General features: G+C 66.5%; 15 protein-coding genes. 9 read left to right on the forward strand and 6 right to left on the reverse strand.

From position 1 onward, the window contains the following. The first annotated feature begins 435 nt into the window (after positions 1 to 435). The 4 genes from ACFZDI_RS05525 to ACFZDI_RS05540 all read left to right on the forward strand — a co-directional run bounded on the left by ACFZDI_RS05525 (position 436) and on the right by ACFZDI_RS05540 (position 3,386). A complete protein-coding gene (locus ACFZDI_RS05525; RefSeq protein ID WP_391247862.1) occupies positions 436 to 729 on the forward strand; it encodes a hypothetical protein in 294 nt (97 codons plus the stop codon). Further along, positions 707 to 1,141, forward strand: coding sequence for a hypothetical protein (locus tag ACFZDI_RS05530; protein WP_391247864.1), 435 nt, complete (start codon positions 707 to 709; stop codon positions 1,139 to 1,141). Before ACFZDI_RS05525 ends, ACFZDI_RS05530 begins: the two co-directional genes overlap by 23 nt. A gap of 488 nt (positions 1,142 to 1,629) precedes the next feature. Beyond that, positions 1,630 to 2,301, forward strand: a complete 672-nt coding sequence (locus tag ACFZDI_RS05535; RefSeq protein WP_391248059.1) for a hypothetical protein — start codon at positions 1,630 to 1,632, stop codon at positions 2,299 to 2,301. A gap of 59 nt (positions 2,302 to 2,360) precedes the next feature. Further along, the gene (locus tag ACFZDI_RS05540) at positions 2,361 to 3,386 is read left to right on the forward strand and encodes a hypothetical protein (RefSeq protein WP_391247866.1); all 1,026 of its coding nucleotides are present in this window, start codon (positions 2,361 to 2,363) and stop codon (positions 3,384 to 3,386) included. A 236-nt stretch (positions 3,387 to 3,622) separates the two neighbouring features. Here the strand turns inward: ACFZDI_RS05540 and ACFZDI_RS05545 are convergent, their stop codons facing one another. The 3 genes from ACFZDI_RS05545 to ACFZDI_RS05555 all read right to left on the reverse strand — a co-directional run bounded on the left by ACFZDI_RS05545 (position 3,623) and on the right by ACFZDI_RS05555 (position 6,450). Beyond that, a complete protein-coding gene (locus ACFZDI_RS05545) occupies positions 3,623 to 4,861 on the reverse strand; it encodes a mucin-2 (protein ID WP_391247868.1) in 1,239 nt (412 codons plus the stop codon). A gap of 123 nt (positions 4,862 to 4,984) precedes the next feature. After that, positions 4,985 to 5,800 (reverse strand): hypothetical protein, encoded by an 816-nt coding sequence (locus tag ACFZDI_RS05550; protein WP_391247870.1) that lies wholly within the window; start codon positions 5,798 to 5,800, stop codon positions 4,985 to 4,987. 71 nt (positions 5,801 to 5,871) lie between these two features. Then, positions 5,872 to 6,450 carry a hypothetical protein gene (locus tag ACFZDI_RS05555; RefSeq protein ID WP_391247872.1) on the reverse strand — a complete coding sequence of 193 codons (579 nt, stop codon included), beginning with the start codon at positions 6,448 to 6,450 and terminating at the stop codon, positions 5,872 to 5,874. Positions 6,451 to 6,814: 364 nt separating this feature from the next. Between ACFZDI_RS05555 and ACFZDI_RS05560 the strand changes: the two genes are divergently transcribed. Together ACFZDI_RS05560 and ACFZDI_RS05565 are read left to right on the forward strand one after the other, a co-directional pair. Then, positions 6,815 to 7,771 (forward strand): hypothetical protein, encoded by a 957-nt coding sequence (locus tag ACFZDI_RS05560; protein WP_391247874.1) that lies wholly within the window; start codon positions 6,815 to 6,817, stop codon positions 7,769 to 7,771. A 182-nt stretch (positions 7,772 to 7,953) separates the two neighbouring features. Beyond that, positions 7,954 to 9,390 carry a PE-PGRS family protein gene (locus ACFZDI_RS05565; protein ID WP_391247876.1) on the forward strand — a complete coding sequence of 479 codons (1,437 nt, stop codon included), beginning with the start codon at positions 7,954 to 7,956 and terminating at the stop codon, positions 9,388 to 9,390. 48 nt (positions 9,391 to 9,438) lie between these two features. Here the strand turns inward: ACFZDI_RS05565 and ACFZDI_RS05570 are convergent, their stop codons facing one another. Together ACFZDI_RS05570 and ACFZDI_RS05575 are read right to left on the reverse strand one after the other, a co-directional pair. After that, a complete protein-coding gene (locus ACFZDI_RS05570) occupies positions 9,439 to 10,278 on the reverse strand; it encodes a hypothetical protein (RefSeq protein WP_391247877.1) in 840 nt (279 codons plus the stop codon). Between the two features lie 37 nt (positions 10,279 to 10,315). Then, positions 10,316 to 10,576: a hypothetical protein gene (locus ACFZDI_RS05575; RefSeq protein WP_391247879.1), complete on the reverse strand. Its 261-nt coding sequence runs from the start codon at positions 10,574 to 10,576 to the stop codon at positions 10,316 to 10,318. A 204-nt stretch (positions 10,577 to 10,780) separates the two neighbouring features. Here ACFZDI_RS05575 and ACFZDI_RS05580 point away from each other — a divergent pair, with 204 nt between their 5' ends. Beyond that, positions 10,781 to 11,041 (forward strand): WXG100 family type VII secretion target, encoded by a 261-nt coding sequence (locus ACFZDI_RS05580; RefSeq protein WP_097218954.1) that lies wholly within the window; start codon positions 10,781 to 10,783, stop codon positions 11,039 to 11,041. Between the two features lie 107 nt (positions 11,042 to 11,148). On the opposite strand, the gene ACFZDI_RS05585 is transcribed toward ACFZDI_RS05580, so the two are convergent. After that, on the reverse strand, positions 11,149 to 11,451 hold the full coding sequence (locus tag ACFZDI_RS05585) for a hypothetical protein (RefSeq protein ID WP_391247883.1): 303 nt from the start codon (positions 11,449 to 11,451) through the stop codon (positions 11,149 to 11,151). A gap of 185 nt (positions 11,452 to 11,636) precedes the next feature. Between ACFZDI_RS05585 and ACFZDI_RS05590 the strand changes: the two genes are divergently transcribed. Further along, the gene (locus ACFZDI_RS05590) at positions 11,637 to 11,969 is read left to right on the forward strand and encodes an SAV_915 family protein (RefSeq protein WP_391247885.1); all 333 of its coding nucleotides are present in this window, start codon (positions 11,637 to 11,639) and stop codon (positions 11,967 to 11,969) included. Further along, positions 11,962 to 13,425, forward strand: a complete 1,464-nt coding sequence (locus tag ACFZDI_RS05595) for a hypothetical protein (RefSeq protein ID WP_391247887.1) — start codon at positions 11,962 to 11,964, stop codon at positions 13,423 to 13,425. The genes ACFZDI_RS05590 and ACFZDI_RS05595 overlap by 8 nt, the downstream gene beginning before the upstream one ends. The last annotated feature ends 470 nt before the right edge of the window (positions 13,426 to 13,895 follow it).

A 13,895-nucleotide genomic window follows, 5' to 3' on the forward strand; every position in this document is an offset into this window, starting at 1 on the left:
TACCCGCCCGACCTGGGCGAATAGCCAGCACTGGGGGTGAGTGTCAAGCCATCGCACCGTATCAGCCGCACATAAGCCCCTCAAGGCGCGTCCGGCCCCACCGGCCGCAGGGCACGGCCTGTTACCCATCTGCAACGCCGACTCCGCCCAACCCGCCCGGGACCAGCCCTACATGGGGCCTCCACCTGTGCGCGAGCGAATCACCGCGGACCCCAACACCCCTTGCCGCTCGCCGGGTTCGTCACGTACCGGCCATCATGCCTGCACGATTCACACACGAAGTCGGGGGTCTGGCACAGCGAGGTCATCCCCTCGTGCAGGTGACGGCCTTGCGCGTCGTCGTCAGCCCTGAGGGGGCATCAGAGGCCCGGCGGCCCGGTCTCCCGTGGCGCCGTGCCATGATCTTCGCCCGAAGCAGCGACCGAGGAGCCCCCATTGAAGCGCGCCGCCCTGGCCGTCGTCTCCGTCCTGGCCCTGACCTCCGCCTTGACCGCCTGCTCGGGTGGTGAGGACAAGCCCTCCGCTTCGCCTTCGGCGCCGAAGGCCGAACAGATCACTCCGGCCCAGCGGCTGGCGAAGGTCATCCTGACGAAGGACGACCTGCCCGGCTACAACGTGGCCGAGCCGGAGGCCGAGTACGCCTTCGCCAAGTCGTCGGACGAGGTCACGGTCGACCGGTCCGGCTGCGCCCCCCCTGGCCTACGCGATGAATCAACTCCCGCTCGGTGAACCGCAGGCCGACGTGACGCGCAGTGCCGGGTCGGGCTACGGCAAGGCGAGCACGTACATCACTCTCGCCTCGTACGAGCCGGCGGCCAAGGCCGAGTCGGTGCTGGACGAGGTGGCCAAGGCCGTAGCGGAGTGCGGAGACGGGTTCACCGCGAAGGCGGGCAAGAACACCACGGCCTACGATTCGGTCACCGCCGAGAAGGGCACGGCTGCCGGCGCCGTCGCCTTCCGCTCCACGATGACGTTCCAGGGCGTCACCCACACCCTGCACACCGAAGCGGTCCGCACCGGCGACGTGCTCGCCGTCTACTTTTCCGTGAACGGCTTCGCCATCGCCGACAGCACACGGCCCAGCGACGCCAAGATGTCCGCGAACGTGGTGAGGGCACAGAACTCCAAGCTGGCCGCATGACTCCGGACTCACCGGGGCGGTGATCCGGGTCGCACGGGGCTCGGGCTGCGCCGCTGATCAGCCGACCTACCGTTCCTCCCGCAACGCCGTGAACAGGGCACGGACCCGCCGGCCGTCCCACTTCACGGCACTGCCCTTGGACGTGCGCAGGTCCGGATAGCCTCCAGGGTCGGGCCGGTTGCCGACCCTGGTGTTGCCGCTGACGGCGCCGACGGCGGGATGCGCGAGTGGCTGGACCGATCCGCTTGCCGTACGACCTCCACCCGTACGTCGCCCGTGTTCGGGTCTGGCCGTGGGCGGAACGGGGAGCTTCGCAGGCTGGAGGGGCTCTGCCTCGCATGGGACGATCAGGACGCAACCGGCCTTCCGAGAGCCCCATACATCCGGAATAGCCCATGTTCTCGCGGAAGTTCGCACTGGTGAAAACGGAAACCGCACCGGTACCTTCGGTGCGCATACTGAACTTCTGTCTCTCACGGGGAGTCACTGTGAAGCGCCGCTCATTGCCCGTTGCTGCCGCGTTGACGGCGACGGCAGCACTGATGTTGACGGCCTGCGGTAGCGGGGACGAAAAGTCCGGCGCCAACGACAAGATCGCAGGCGCCGGCCAGGCGGCGGAGAAGCCGAAGGAGTCGGCGTCCGCCGCGGGAGCACCGGCAGGGGACAAGCCGGATGGGGTGGATGTGTCCCTGCCGAAGGACATGAACCTGGTCTTCGACTGGGACAAGCCGAAGGACAAGAACGAAGCGGCTGCGATGCAGGACGCGGCGAACTACGTACGGGCCATCTACCGAGGCGTCGACAAGCGCACGACCAAGGACGCCTCATTGGTCGCCTACTCGACAGGCGACGGGACGAAGTACGCGAAGACGCAGATCGACGCCCGGCTGGACGGCGGCTGGACGGCATACGGCACTCGGCGCCACTACCAGGCCACCACCCGGTCCGCACCGAACGGCAACTCGGTGGAGGTTGCGTTCTGTGTGGATTCGAGCAAGTTCTACTCCAAGGAGATCAAGACCGGAAAGGTCTTGAAGGGCGCCCCCAGCATCACGGACTTCGATTACTTCAAAATCATCATGGTCAAGCTCCCCACCGGAGACGGTCTGTGGCAGGCGTCCAAGGTGTACGTCCAGGCCAAGGCGGCGAAGTGCCAGTGATCAGGTCATGCCACCCAGCCCTCAGCACGGGGGCAGCTGCCCTGGGGCTCGTCCTGGGCATGTTGGCCCTTGCCCAACCGGTGTACGCGGGAGAGCAGCCGGCCAACGGCCAGGGCGCCAACACAGAACAGTCGGGTGGCGGCAACGGCAAGGGCATCTACGCAGCCGCCCGCATCCAGTACTCCGGTTCCGTCGCCAAGAGTGGCGGCAGCGGCAATGTGACCTCCACGGATGTCAGCTGGACCCCGCCTCCCTGCTGGTACGCCCCGTACCTCGGTGCCAAGGACTTCAAGAAGGAGATGTCCAAGCACATCGAGGGCCAGCTGAACGCACCCGGCATGGGTGGGACCGCGGGTGCCGCGATCGGTGAGACGAAGCGTCACTATGAGGACGGATACGGCTGGGCCGACACTCCCGGCTACAAGGACTACAACGTCGAGAACGACGGCAAGGGCATGTTCTGGGCCGGCGTGGAGAACCCCGACGAGCCGGACCCGCTCAAGCGGTCCTCCTGCACCGACCTCCCCTTCTGGGTCGAGAACGGCGATGCTCCGCCGCCCCAGTACGAAGAGGCCATCAATCCGGAAATGCTGGCCGCTCTCGCGTACCAGCACATGGAGCTCCCCGACACCGAGGTCACCCTGGCCCCTGAGGCCAACACCAAGGTGAACCTGCCCACTTGGGCCTGGCTCGACAAGGCCGTCTTCGACGAGGTCCAGGCCACGGCGGCCATCAATGTCCCCGGCTTCAACATCCAGGCCACTACCACTGCAAGGCCGGTGTCCCTCAAGCTGGAGCCGGGCACCAAGGACGCTGTGACGTACCCGGCCTCGGGTGAGTGCGCCGTCGACGACGGCGACAAGTCCATCGGCGAGCCCTACGCCAGGGGCAAAGCCGATCAGACCCCGCCGTGCGGCATCAAGTATCTCCGCTCGTCCGGAGACGGCACGTACAAGCTCCGGGCCACCATCACATGGGAGATCGACTGGACCGGCACCGGTGGCGCCGGCGGGGACCTTCCGAACGGCACCTTCGGCAAGGACCAGGCCATCACGGTCCAGGAGGTTCAAGCCGTCAACCGGTGAGCCCGGCTTTCGGCGGCCGGCCCAGGTCGTGCAACGGACACATTCTCCGCTGTACGACACGGGCCGGCATGATCCTCGGGCCAGGCCTGAATGCGTTTCGAAATCGGTGCCGCATTGAACACGAGCGCCAATAACATCGAATCAGCCCGAAGATCGCGACCCCGGTCCTCCGTGCAATGGCAGGTGCCGGGGTCGGATACGCAGAAGTGGACTCGGTCTGAACGCCGACCGTCCTCTCAGTCGAAGGGGTTGAGAGCGCTGCCCAGCTCTTTCGCTCCGTCGACCAGTTTCCCCGCCCCCTCGCCGATCTTTTTCCCGGCCCAGCGTCCGGCATCGGCCACCTTGCCGGGGAACTTCCGCACGGTGTCCCAGTTGTCGACGATCGTGGCGACGCCGTAGACCGCGCCCGTGACGACCGCCGCACCGATCGTCACCGGGTTGGGGGCGATCATGGCGGCGGTGAGTGACGCGTTGAAGGCCGTGCCGGACACCTTCGCGACGTATCCGGCCTTGTCCCGCTTGAAGGCCTCAACGGGGTTGCCTTCCTGGATGACGTCAACGGCACCGACCACCGTGGCCACGGCGCTTCCGCCGACGCCGGCCGCACGCCACCAGCCGGCCGTGCGCAGAGCCGTCCCGGCCCCGGAGGCGAAGGCGCCCAGACGGCTCGCTCCGGCCACCCGCGCGGCCGTGCCGGCGTTCTTGCCGGTCTTGAGGAGGTTGGCCTCCCAGGCCCACAGCTTTCCGCCGTGAATCTGGGCAAGCTTGTCGGACCCCGTCAGGACGTCCAGGACGGCGGTCGGGGTAGTCCTGCCGATCTGCGCGCCGAGCCGGGCGATGCGCGCCGGAATGTAGGAAGGCGGCCGTCCCTTGAGGATCTGAGCGAGTGTCGTGCCGGGCGCCTTGAGGAACGTGCCGTTCTTGAAGTACTTGATCAGATGCATCGTTCCTGCGGCTGCCATCTTGAAGGCACCCGGAACGGTCGAGGCCAGTGCGGTCAACTCGATGTAGTCGCCGACGACTTCACCGATGTTCTCATTGCCGCTGACCTTCGCGGCAGCGTCCCCGGGTATGCGCTGCAACCAGTCCTGGTAGGTCTCGCCCGGCTTGCGCTTGAGCCAGCCGGGGTCGAACTGGCCGCCGTTGGCGACGGAGGCATTGGCGATCAGCATGGCGTCCGGGGGCAGCTCCCCGCCCTTGAGTTCCTCCGGCTTGAAACCGGCGTAGAGCGCCGCTGCCTTCGGATCCCCGTTCTCGGCCCGCAGTACGGCCGCACGCCGCCGCAGGTCGACCGCCGTGTCATCGGTCCAACCCCGCAGGGGTTTCAGCGAGCTCAGCTTGTCGGAGACACCGAGGCGGGAGGCCCGGGTGAATGCCTCGTCCAGCCGATCCCGCAGATTTCCTCTGCCGTCGAACAGCTTCGCCAGGTGCTCAAGGCTGTCCGGATTGGCCATGCGTTTGGAACTGTCGCTCATTTTTCCCCGTGATCGATCGCTGCGATGGGCGGAGGACTACATGCCGGTCAGTGAAAGGCGCCGGCAGGAGACTGGGCGCGTCCCCGGACTCGCGGGTCTCGTGCCCCGGGACGCGAACAGCCCTCAGCGGGACTGCGGCTCGGCGGAGGCGAGCTGCGCTCCGTCCGGCAGCAGGTCGGTGATCAGCTGCCACAGCTCCTTGGCCGAGGTGCGTCGGACCCGGAGCTCGCTGTCGCTGTCGACCTGGCCCTCGTAGATCGGCTCGGCGGGCATCTCACGGAGCCAGTACCCTTCCACGCCGCAGTCCCAGACCGAGAGGGCGGAGACGCCCAGCCCGTCCTCGCCCTGCTGCTCCTCGGCTCCCTTCCACACGACGGTCATCCGCCACATGCAGTTCAGCTGGGACAGGACCTCGGCCAGCCGCACCGGGCACCCGACCGACTCGGCCACGGCCGCTGGCTCTTCGAACCGGCCGCTCTCCATGCTGACGAGCACCTGGTCGAGCGTGCCCATCGTCGAGTCGATCACCTCACCGGAGTCGGCCTCGGACGTGAAGTCGCGGTGCAGGTCCACCATCCTGGCCAGCGCCCAGACGAGCGTCTCCGGCTCGGCCGGGACGTACTCCGACTCGGCTTCGCCGGGCCAGTTCTCGTGCGTGAAGATGAAGTCGTCACCGATGACGGCACCACTGCGTGTGAGGCCCTGAGGTCCGGTGGTTTCGACCCTGGCGATGACACGGGGTTCCATGAGCGTGGAAACCAACGGGTAGAGGTCGGCGGATATCTTGCCGTCGGTGTCGAGGATGCCCGCCTCCCGAAGCTCGGTGTGCGCGCCCGTCAACTCGTCCGGGACCTGACCTTCTTCCACGAGTAGCCCCAGCACGCTCACATGGGCGTCGGACAGCCGCAGTCGACGCCGGGCCGCATCCACGGAAGGCATTCTTCTCGTCCCCCTGACATTCGAAATCACTGAATCAGAAACTGCTGAATTGATGGGAAAGGTGGAACCGGTCAGAGATCGTTGAACCGATTGAGGAAGCGTCCGGGCAGCGACACCAGTGCGCCGGGCAACGACAGGTTCCGGGTGTACACGCCCTCGAGGACGAGCGCGATACCGATGTCGAGGGCATCGGCCTCGCCGCTCCACGTCCCGGAAAGGGTGCTGGGGTTCCTCCAACTCGAACGCGTCATGGATACGGCGGCACCCGGGCGGACCAGCTCGTGGCGCCGCTTGCCACCGCGCTCGGCATAGGTGTACGTCCGCCCCTTGACCCTGATGCGCAGGGCACGGCCCTTCTTCCCGGGCCACCACACGTTGCGGGAGAGATCCGCGGGGTCCCAGTCCACCCGCAGCTCGCCTCTGGCCAGGAGCGGCCGCCGCAGGTACCGCAGTCCGAGGTAGGTGACCAGTGGGAAGCCGTCGCCGCTCACCGCCACCTCGCAGTACTCCGACGGATAGTCGCTGTGCTCCGTCGGGAATGCGAGCTCGATGCGGCCGAGGCCGTCCACTTCGCCTGCCCACAGGTGAACGTCACCACGGGCGCCCCGCGTGGACGCCGCCCGCTGCAGCTCAAATGTGAGTCCACCCATACGCCTGCCCCTTTCCCTCTGTCTCCTGAACCCTGGCCGACCGGAGCGGCGCGCGCAAAGCCACTGTAAAGCAAAGGTAATCGCAGCGCCTGAGACCAAGTCACCCGGCCACCACCGGTGCCATATAGGGACTATCGGGCATAGCAGAGCTCTCTGATCAGAACAGGCATAACCGCTGTCGGCGTGATCAGCGGATGTCTGCAATGAGAGGGTGTGGGGATTGCGGCAACCATGTGACGTTCGGGGAGATTTCTCACGCCTTCGAATGGGCGAACACCACCCCCGTATGCTTCCCCAGCGATGCCGTGGAGCCATGCGCGCGAGGAGCGGCAGGCGCCGGCAGCAAACGGGGGAGAAAGCAAACGTGGGGCCACACCCGGCGATATCCCTCACCGTCTCGTACGTCGACACCGCGGTGGGCCCGGCCGGCCCCGGCGCGAACTGTGCCGGGATTCCGGTAGCCCGTGCCAGGACGTGGGTCGGCGACACCGTCGAATTCGCCGGGGTGCTGTTCAAGGTGTCGGAGCTCGCGGAGCAGGCGGTACGCCTCACCGAGACGAGCGAGCAGCCCGCCCTAGCGCCCTCTTCACCGCCTGGGGTTATGGTCGGAGCCCATCCCCGAAGTGACTCGGAGAGGCACACCGTGTTCGGCAAGAACAGGCACGTCGACGAACCTCCCGTCCCTCTCGTCCCGTGGACGGATGCCTGGGAGTTCGCCATCACCGAGGAGGAACGGCCTGTCGGCGGACAACGCAAACGTGCCGCGCTCGGCGTCCGTGCGTTCAGGGTCCCGCAGGGGCTGGCGGGACAACGCGTCAACGCCCCCTGTGCCTTCTTTCCACCACAGCCGTCGGACGCCGACGCGCGTCGCCTGTATGAAGACGCCGGGGGCAGCAGGCTGATCTGCTCGCTCGACGAGCCTCAGGACATCGAGGGCAGGCGCCACTACGAGGTGCGCGACGCGCAGGGAGAGGCCATCGGCACGATCCAGCGCATCGCTCCGCTGAAGCACGCCGTGAAGCCGACGTGGCGCATCGTCCAGCCGGGGCACCCCGAGATCGTCAGTAGCGCGGAGTGGGCGATGGGCGGCCCCAGGGAGATGGTCCAGCGCGGTGCCGGCAAGCTGCTGCTGGGTGTCGTCCAAGCCGTCGCCGACATGGGCGCGGAGGGCGGCGACCAAGCGGCCAAACCGCGGGTCCTCGAATGGAAGTCCGGTGACGAGCTCGTCCTGACGTCGGAGGGCGACCGCAGATTCCTGGTACGGGCGGCATGGCTGGACCGACGTCTGGTCTTCGCATACGCACTCCTACGTTCGGGATGAACACCGACCCCCGGAACATGTGATGTCGCGAGGTGATCTTCCCCAAGAGTGCGTTTGCACAGGGTAAAGAGACAGTGATCCAACGGTCTCGTGCGAACCCCTGTCCCTAAAGTGGGTGTGCGACTCCACAGCCTTGACCGGCTGGTTCCGGAACACACGCGCTGGGGATTTGAAACGTGGGCATGCGGAATGTGAATCCGGACGATCTGGACCAGCTCGCGAAGTTGCTCGACGGACGCGGCGGGGTCCAGGACAAAGTGGACGAAGCATTCACCAGAGCGTCCCGGCTCGGCGTGACAAGCAAGTTGACCACGCTCAAGCCCCTGCGCGGCTGGGTCAAGGACACAGCACCGGACCTGCGCAAGCGGGCCGTCTTCGCCCGGCTGGAAAGCGGTGACCCGCAGGCCGGGCTCATGTGGGCCGGGTTCAGCCCCAAGGAGATCGAGAAGTACAAGAGCGAGGGCCTCGGCCCGGACGTCCTCGTGCTGGCCAACTCCGTGGCGGCCAGCGACGATCCGAACGCCTACAGGTTCAAGCGACAGCCGGATGAGTCACTGGCGGACTGGATCGAACGGCTGGAGGCTCACGCCATCACCCAGATCCCCGGGCTCCAGCCGCACGAAGAGACGATCGCGTCCATGATCGGCCTCTACGGCGACTGGGGTTCCGTGACCGCCGCCACGGCCGTTGTCACCATGCAGGGCACGTCACTCACCAAGGTGCTACTGGGCAACTCCCTGAAGGCGGGTGCGCTGCGCACCTGGAAGACACGGCTCGGGGTCGTCCTGCGGGGCTCCGAGAACGGTCTCATCCGGTCCGCCGGCAACGGCCTGGTCAAGTGGGCACCGAAAATACGCTCCTTGAGCGCCCCGGGCAGTTGGCTGCCCGGTCAACTCGGCTCCCTCTTCGGTCGGAGCAGCACCTACCAGAGCCTCTCCCGCATCCCCCTCACTGGCGGCCTCCGGGGCGACCTGATCGGCGAGGGCTACAACTGGGTTCGTGCCACGCCCTTGATGAACACGCTCCGCGCCAACGGTGTCATCGACTTCCTGGTCGGCTCCGACCAGGCGGCCAAGATGTACGGCGGTTTCACTCACTCCGGCCAGGCAGTCGCCCGCGCGGGCAACGCGAGCCTGATCAAGGTGTTCACCAAGGCCGCGAACAGCCAGCGGTTCGCCAACTCCGTGGCGGAGGCCACCAATGCCGCCCGGGGGGCGGGGGCTCTGCGCACGGGCCTCGGCGCCGCCGCCAAGACCGCCGGGTTCCTGCGTGGCGCCGGCATCGTGGGCGGTGTCCTGTCGACCGGCTTCAGCGCCGCCAACGTCATTTCGCAGGGCAACCCCGTCGACGCCTTCAAGAAGAAGGGAGCGGCCTACGTCGCCGACGTCGCAGAGGTGGGTTTCAACGCCTCTCTCACGGCGGCCATGGTCGCTCCGAACCCGGTCACCATCGGCCTCGCGGTCGGAACGGGTCTCGTCTACGGCGGCGCGAAGGTCGTCGAGCACTGGGACGACATCAAGGACGGCGCGGGCAAGGCGGCGGGCTGGGTCGGTGACAAGACCAAGGACCTGGGAAAGAGCATCGCCAAGTCCAAGGCAAATCCCATGAACTGGTTCTGACCGGAAGCACGTTGGTGCACCTGGGGCGTTCTGCTTCCGCCCCCCGGCTCACTCGTCCGCGACCAGCAACTCCTCCTTGTCCGGCAGCAGATCGGTGATCTTCTCCCACACTTCGGCGGAGTCGGACTTCACCAGGACGAGTGCGCTGTCCGGGCCGACCTGCCCCGGCATGATGGGTTCCTCGGGCTGTTCGCGGATCCAGTAGCCGAGGGGACCGCAGTCCCAGGCGGCCAGGGCCCGGATCATCGTGGAGCGCCGGCCCTCGTGTTCGCCGTCCCAGGCGGCGGTGATGCGCCAGGTGGCGTTCAGGGAGACGACCAGGTCCAGGAATTGAGTCAGGGCCGGGCCCTCGAGGCTGGTGTCCGCGTCGGCGAGTGCCTTGCGCACGAGATCGCGGGCCATCTCCTCGTCGGCGCCGGGCTCTTCCAGGGCGACGAACGCTGCGTCCAAGGCACCCATGGTCGTCTCGACACGGACCTCGGGAGCGCCTTCCTCCGGCTTCTCCGTCCGGTGCAGGTTGACCTTGCGGGCGAGTTCCCACACCAGCGTGGTCGGCTCGATCGAGACGTACTCGGACTCCTCCTCCCCCGGCCAGCCGTCATGGGAGATCACTGCCTCCTGACCCACGATCACCCCGTGGTCGACCGCGCCGTGCTCGCCCGTGATCTCCACCTGGATCATGACCACCGGATCGGCCAGGGCGCCCAGCGGCTGGCGGAGAACCGACGCCAGTTCTCCCTCCTCGCCCACCAAGCCGATGCGCTGGAGTTCGACCAGTGAGTCCCACAGGGCCTCAGGGGGTGTCTCGCCGTCCAGGAGGTGCGCAAACACGGCGATATGACGGTCGGCCAGCCGGAAGCGTGCTCGGGAACTGTCGTACGAGGGCACTGGTGCATTCCTCTCGCTGCAGCAGGTGCAGGGCCTGCTACTTCTTCTCGTCCTTCAGGTCCTTGGCTTCCTGCGTGCACTTGTGCGCCTCATCGCGCAGCGCCTTGGCGACGGTGCCGCACGTCGTCTGCCAGCTCTTCAGGCGCCCTCGCACGTCGTCCGCATTCGGTCCCGACCAGGTCTTCATGCCGGTGGTGCTGTGCTTCTTGGCCGCATCGACGAGTGAGTCGATGTGGTCGGCCAGCGACCGCAGTTGGCCCGCCCGCTGATTGAGTTCCTGAATGTCTGGATTTGCCATAGCAGCCTCCCCCGCTGTCCCAGGAGCCTCAGCATACTGGCGCCGCGTGTAGACCTTCTTGGGGATCCTGCCCCAGGCCAACACCACTTGCTCACACGCAACTCGCAACTCCAATGGTGCTGGACTGGCACCACCTGCGGTGCGGTAGCGTCCCGTGTTGCAAACGGATAGTCCGTTTACGTGTGTGACACGGGGAGGATCGCCATGGATCGCGGTGCAGATCTCACTCAGCTTCGGGAGCTGTCCAAGCTCTTCGGCAAGAAGGCCACCGACCTCCAGGGCCTCATCAAGGCTCTGGAGTCCGCCACCAGCCACAGCTCGGGTTACTGGAAGGGTCCCAAGGCCGACCGCTTCCGGAACGACTGGCACGACATCAAGCCGACCTTCGACAAGTGGGTCGACACGCTGAACGACGCCAGCAAGTCTGCCAACACCAGCGCCGACAACATCGAGCGCGCCACCTGAGCCGACGCGCCACGCGCGGACATCGCAGCCTGCCGGGGCATTCCTTCGAGGTCGTCGAACCTCGGACGGGGTGCCCCCGGCGGCGTTTCGGGGCGACACCCAAGGGCTCACGTGCCGTTGCGGTACGCCCTCGCCTCACTCGGCGACACCTTGTCGGGTTCGCCGCGGATGGCCGCATCGACAGCGGGAAGCAGCCTGTCGACCCGCTCCCCCAGCCTCTTGTGCCGTCCCTCCAGTTCCCTGTGCCAGGCCCGAGCGTTCTTCCCGACCCAGACCCGGTCGCCGCCGATCTCCTCGGTCGGGCCCTTGAGCGCCTTCCTGAGGCTCTCGACCTCCTTGGCCAGGTCACTCCGCAGCCGCTCCAGGTCCGCCTTTCGCGGATTGGGGACCTGCACCTCCGAATCTGCCACGGCACTCAGCCCCTCGTTCATCGCATTCATTCGGCCGAAGAGCGCTCACGGTACCAGCGAACTCCGAGTGCGCCGTGGTGAATCCGCCGTGATGTGAGGGGATGAAAGCGTCAACGCCGTGCGCCTTTGTAATCCGCTCGGATTTAACTTTTGCTCGTCACTCCATCGGCTCATAATCTGAGGCAATGCCCTCCACCGAAGCGCCGCAGAACGCTCCCGAGGTCCTCGTACTGCCCACCATGACAGAGGTGCCTCAAGGCCCTGATGGGGCTCCGCTCGGCGACGACGCCGCGGACATCGTCCTCGTGCCCGTGGCAGGAGACGGACGTGAGGAACAGCTCGTCGCTCTGGCTTTCACGTCCGTCCCCGCGCTGGTCGAGGCCATAGGAGAGAAACAGCCCTGGGTCATCCTCGCCACTCAGCAGGTGCGGAAGGCTCTCGGCGGTTCGGGCGCCACCGCGGTACTGGTCGACCCACAACAGCCCGTTGGCGGGGAGAGGCGATCCACCCGTGGTTGACCCCGACTTCTCGGGGATCAACCCGGAGAACCTCTTGAGGACGATCAAGAGCCTCGAATCCGGCACCGGTAGGCTCCGCGAGGCACACCGCTCCTATGCGAGCCGGTTCCGAAAGTTGAGGCTCGAGACGAGCGACCTGACCGACATCGGGAAGGTCGCCGGCTGGGTCGATGGTGAGCTGCCCATGCTTCGCCGCCGCCAGGCACTCGCAGCGGCGATGGAACTCGACCGCCAAGGAATCCGTAAAGCCGGCACCATGGTGCAGGTTCGCGAACCTGTCGCGACGATCAGCGAGGCCAGAGGTGCGGGAAGGAAGCTCGCGCAGGACGCGAACTCCGCGGCCGGGCTCGACCGGAGCACAGCAGGGCTTGAGTTCCACCGCATCGCCGAGGAGTTGGCCAAGCACAAGGGCGATCCCGACTTCGCTTCGGCCTTCTACGCCGCGATGGATCCAAGCCTCGTCGAGAACCTGCCGATCGCAATCGTCACGACGAATGCCCGGTCGGCCAGGGATGACGTGAAGGTCTTCGGGTCGGCTTTCACAGCGGCGGTCAGTGCGGAGACGCCTGCGCCGGGCTTCGCCAGGAAGGCTGCGCTGTTCCACGGCCAGTTCACGAAGGACGAACCCACGGCTGTGTTCAACCGGGCCCTCATGCAGGGAGACGACCCGGACCTCTGGGACCTCGCGTGGAAGCACACGCAGATCGCCGCGAGGAAGCTGCTCGACCCGGCGGACACGTGGTCCGACACGGTCGGTCTGCTGGCCGGTGTGATCGGTGTGCAGTCGAAGTACGCCGGCCACTTCTGGGAGCAGGCCCAGAGGTTCTCCGGCGAGGCGGCCCAGTTGAAGCAGCAGCGCCTTGATGCCATGAGCAAGGCTCGGAAACGAGAGCTCAAGAACGCCACCGGTCGCGCGGCGAGGACATCGGCCAGATCCGCGCGGGAGGCGGAACGCATCCTTGCGAAGTACGGCATGGGCTCGTTCTCCCGCCTCATGGAGGCCTCGGTCGCCGACGCCGGAGGCTGGTTCATCAACAAGCTCCCGAACCTCCGACCACCCAGCACAACGTCCCTCTGGGGCCGCACCCTCCACACCGGCGGAAAGCTACCTCTGGTGGGAACTCTCCTGACGGTTGGCGCCACGGGTTGGGATATCGACCACGGCGAGGAGAAGGACGTGGCCGTGGCGGCGAACGTCGGTGGAATGACGGCTGGTATGGCCGGAACGTGGGCCGGCACGGCAGGAGTTGCTATCGCCGGAGGCCCCGTTGGCTGGGGGATCGCAGCAGGTGTCGTCGTAGGCTTCGGGGCCGGTTATGTCGCGTCGTATCTCATCAAGACGGAAACTGGAAGAGAAACTGTCAACTCTGCTGCCGGTGCAGCCAAACACGCGGGGACAGCAATTTGCGATGCCGCAACAGGCGCCAAAGGGTCAGTGAGCAGATGGCTGTCATGAGGTTCCATCCATGGCTATGAAGAAAAGACGCCCCACGGGCCAGTATCAAATTCCTCCACACGTGAGGGAGGCGAGTCGAGCGGCGGCCGCCAGAGCCGCTGCGCGGAATCCTCGCCCCGAGGTTCCAACGATTCGCGTGATCGTGGGAATCACCGGAGTGTTTCTCCTATGCGCCGGGATGGCCCTGGCCCTCTGGCTCCCTCCACGTAGCTTGGTGCAGGACCTGCGTTCCCGCGGGGTGGATTCCGGTGCGATAGTCGTCGGTGTCGACTCGAAGCCAAAGTACGTAAAGGTGCGCTTAGTGAGCGGCCCCAGGACCGGAAGCGAAGTCAAGCTTACGGACTATGCAGGAATGTATCCCGAGACGAACACCCGTGCCCCACTGGTCGTTACATATGACCGCGAGGATCCTGCCCGTGTCCTCGCCCGGGCTTGGGTGAATGATCCGCCAACGAACCTGCCGGCCTACG

The sequence above is a fragment of the Streptomyces sp. NPDC007907 genome (genome assembly GCF_042959365.1).
Lineage (GTDB): Bacteria > Actinomycetota > Actinomycetes > Streptomycetales > Streptomycetaceae > Streptomyces > Streptomyces indiaensis.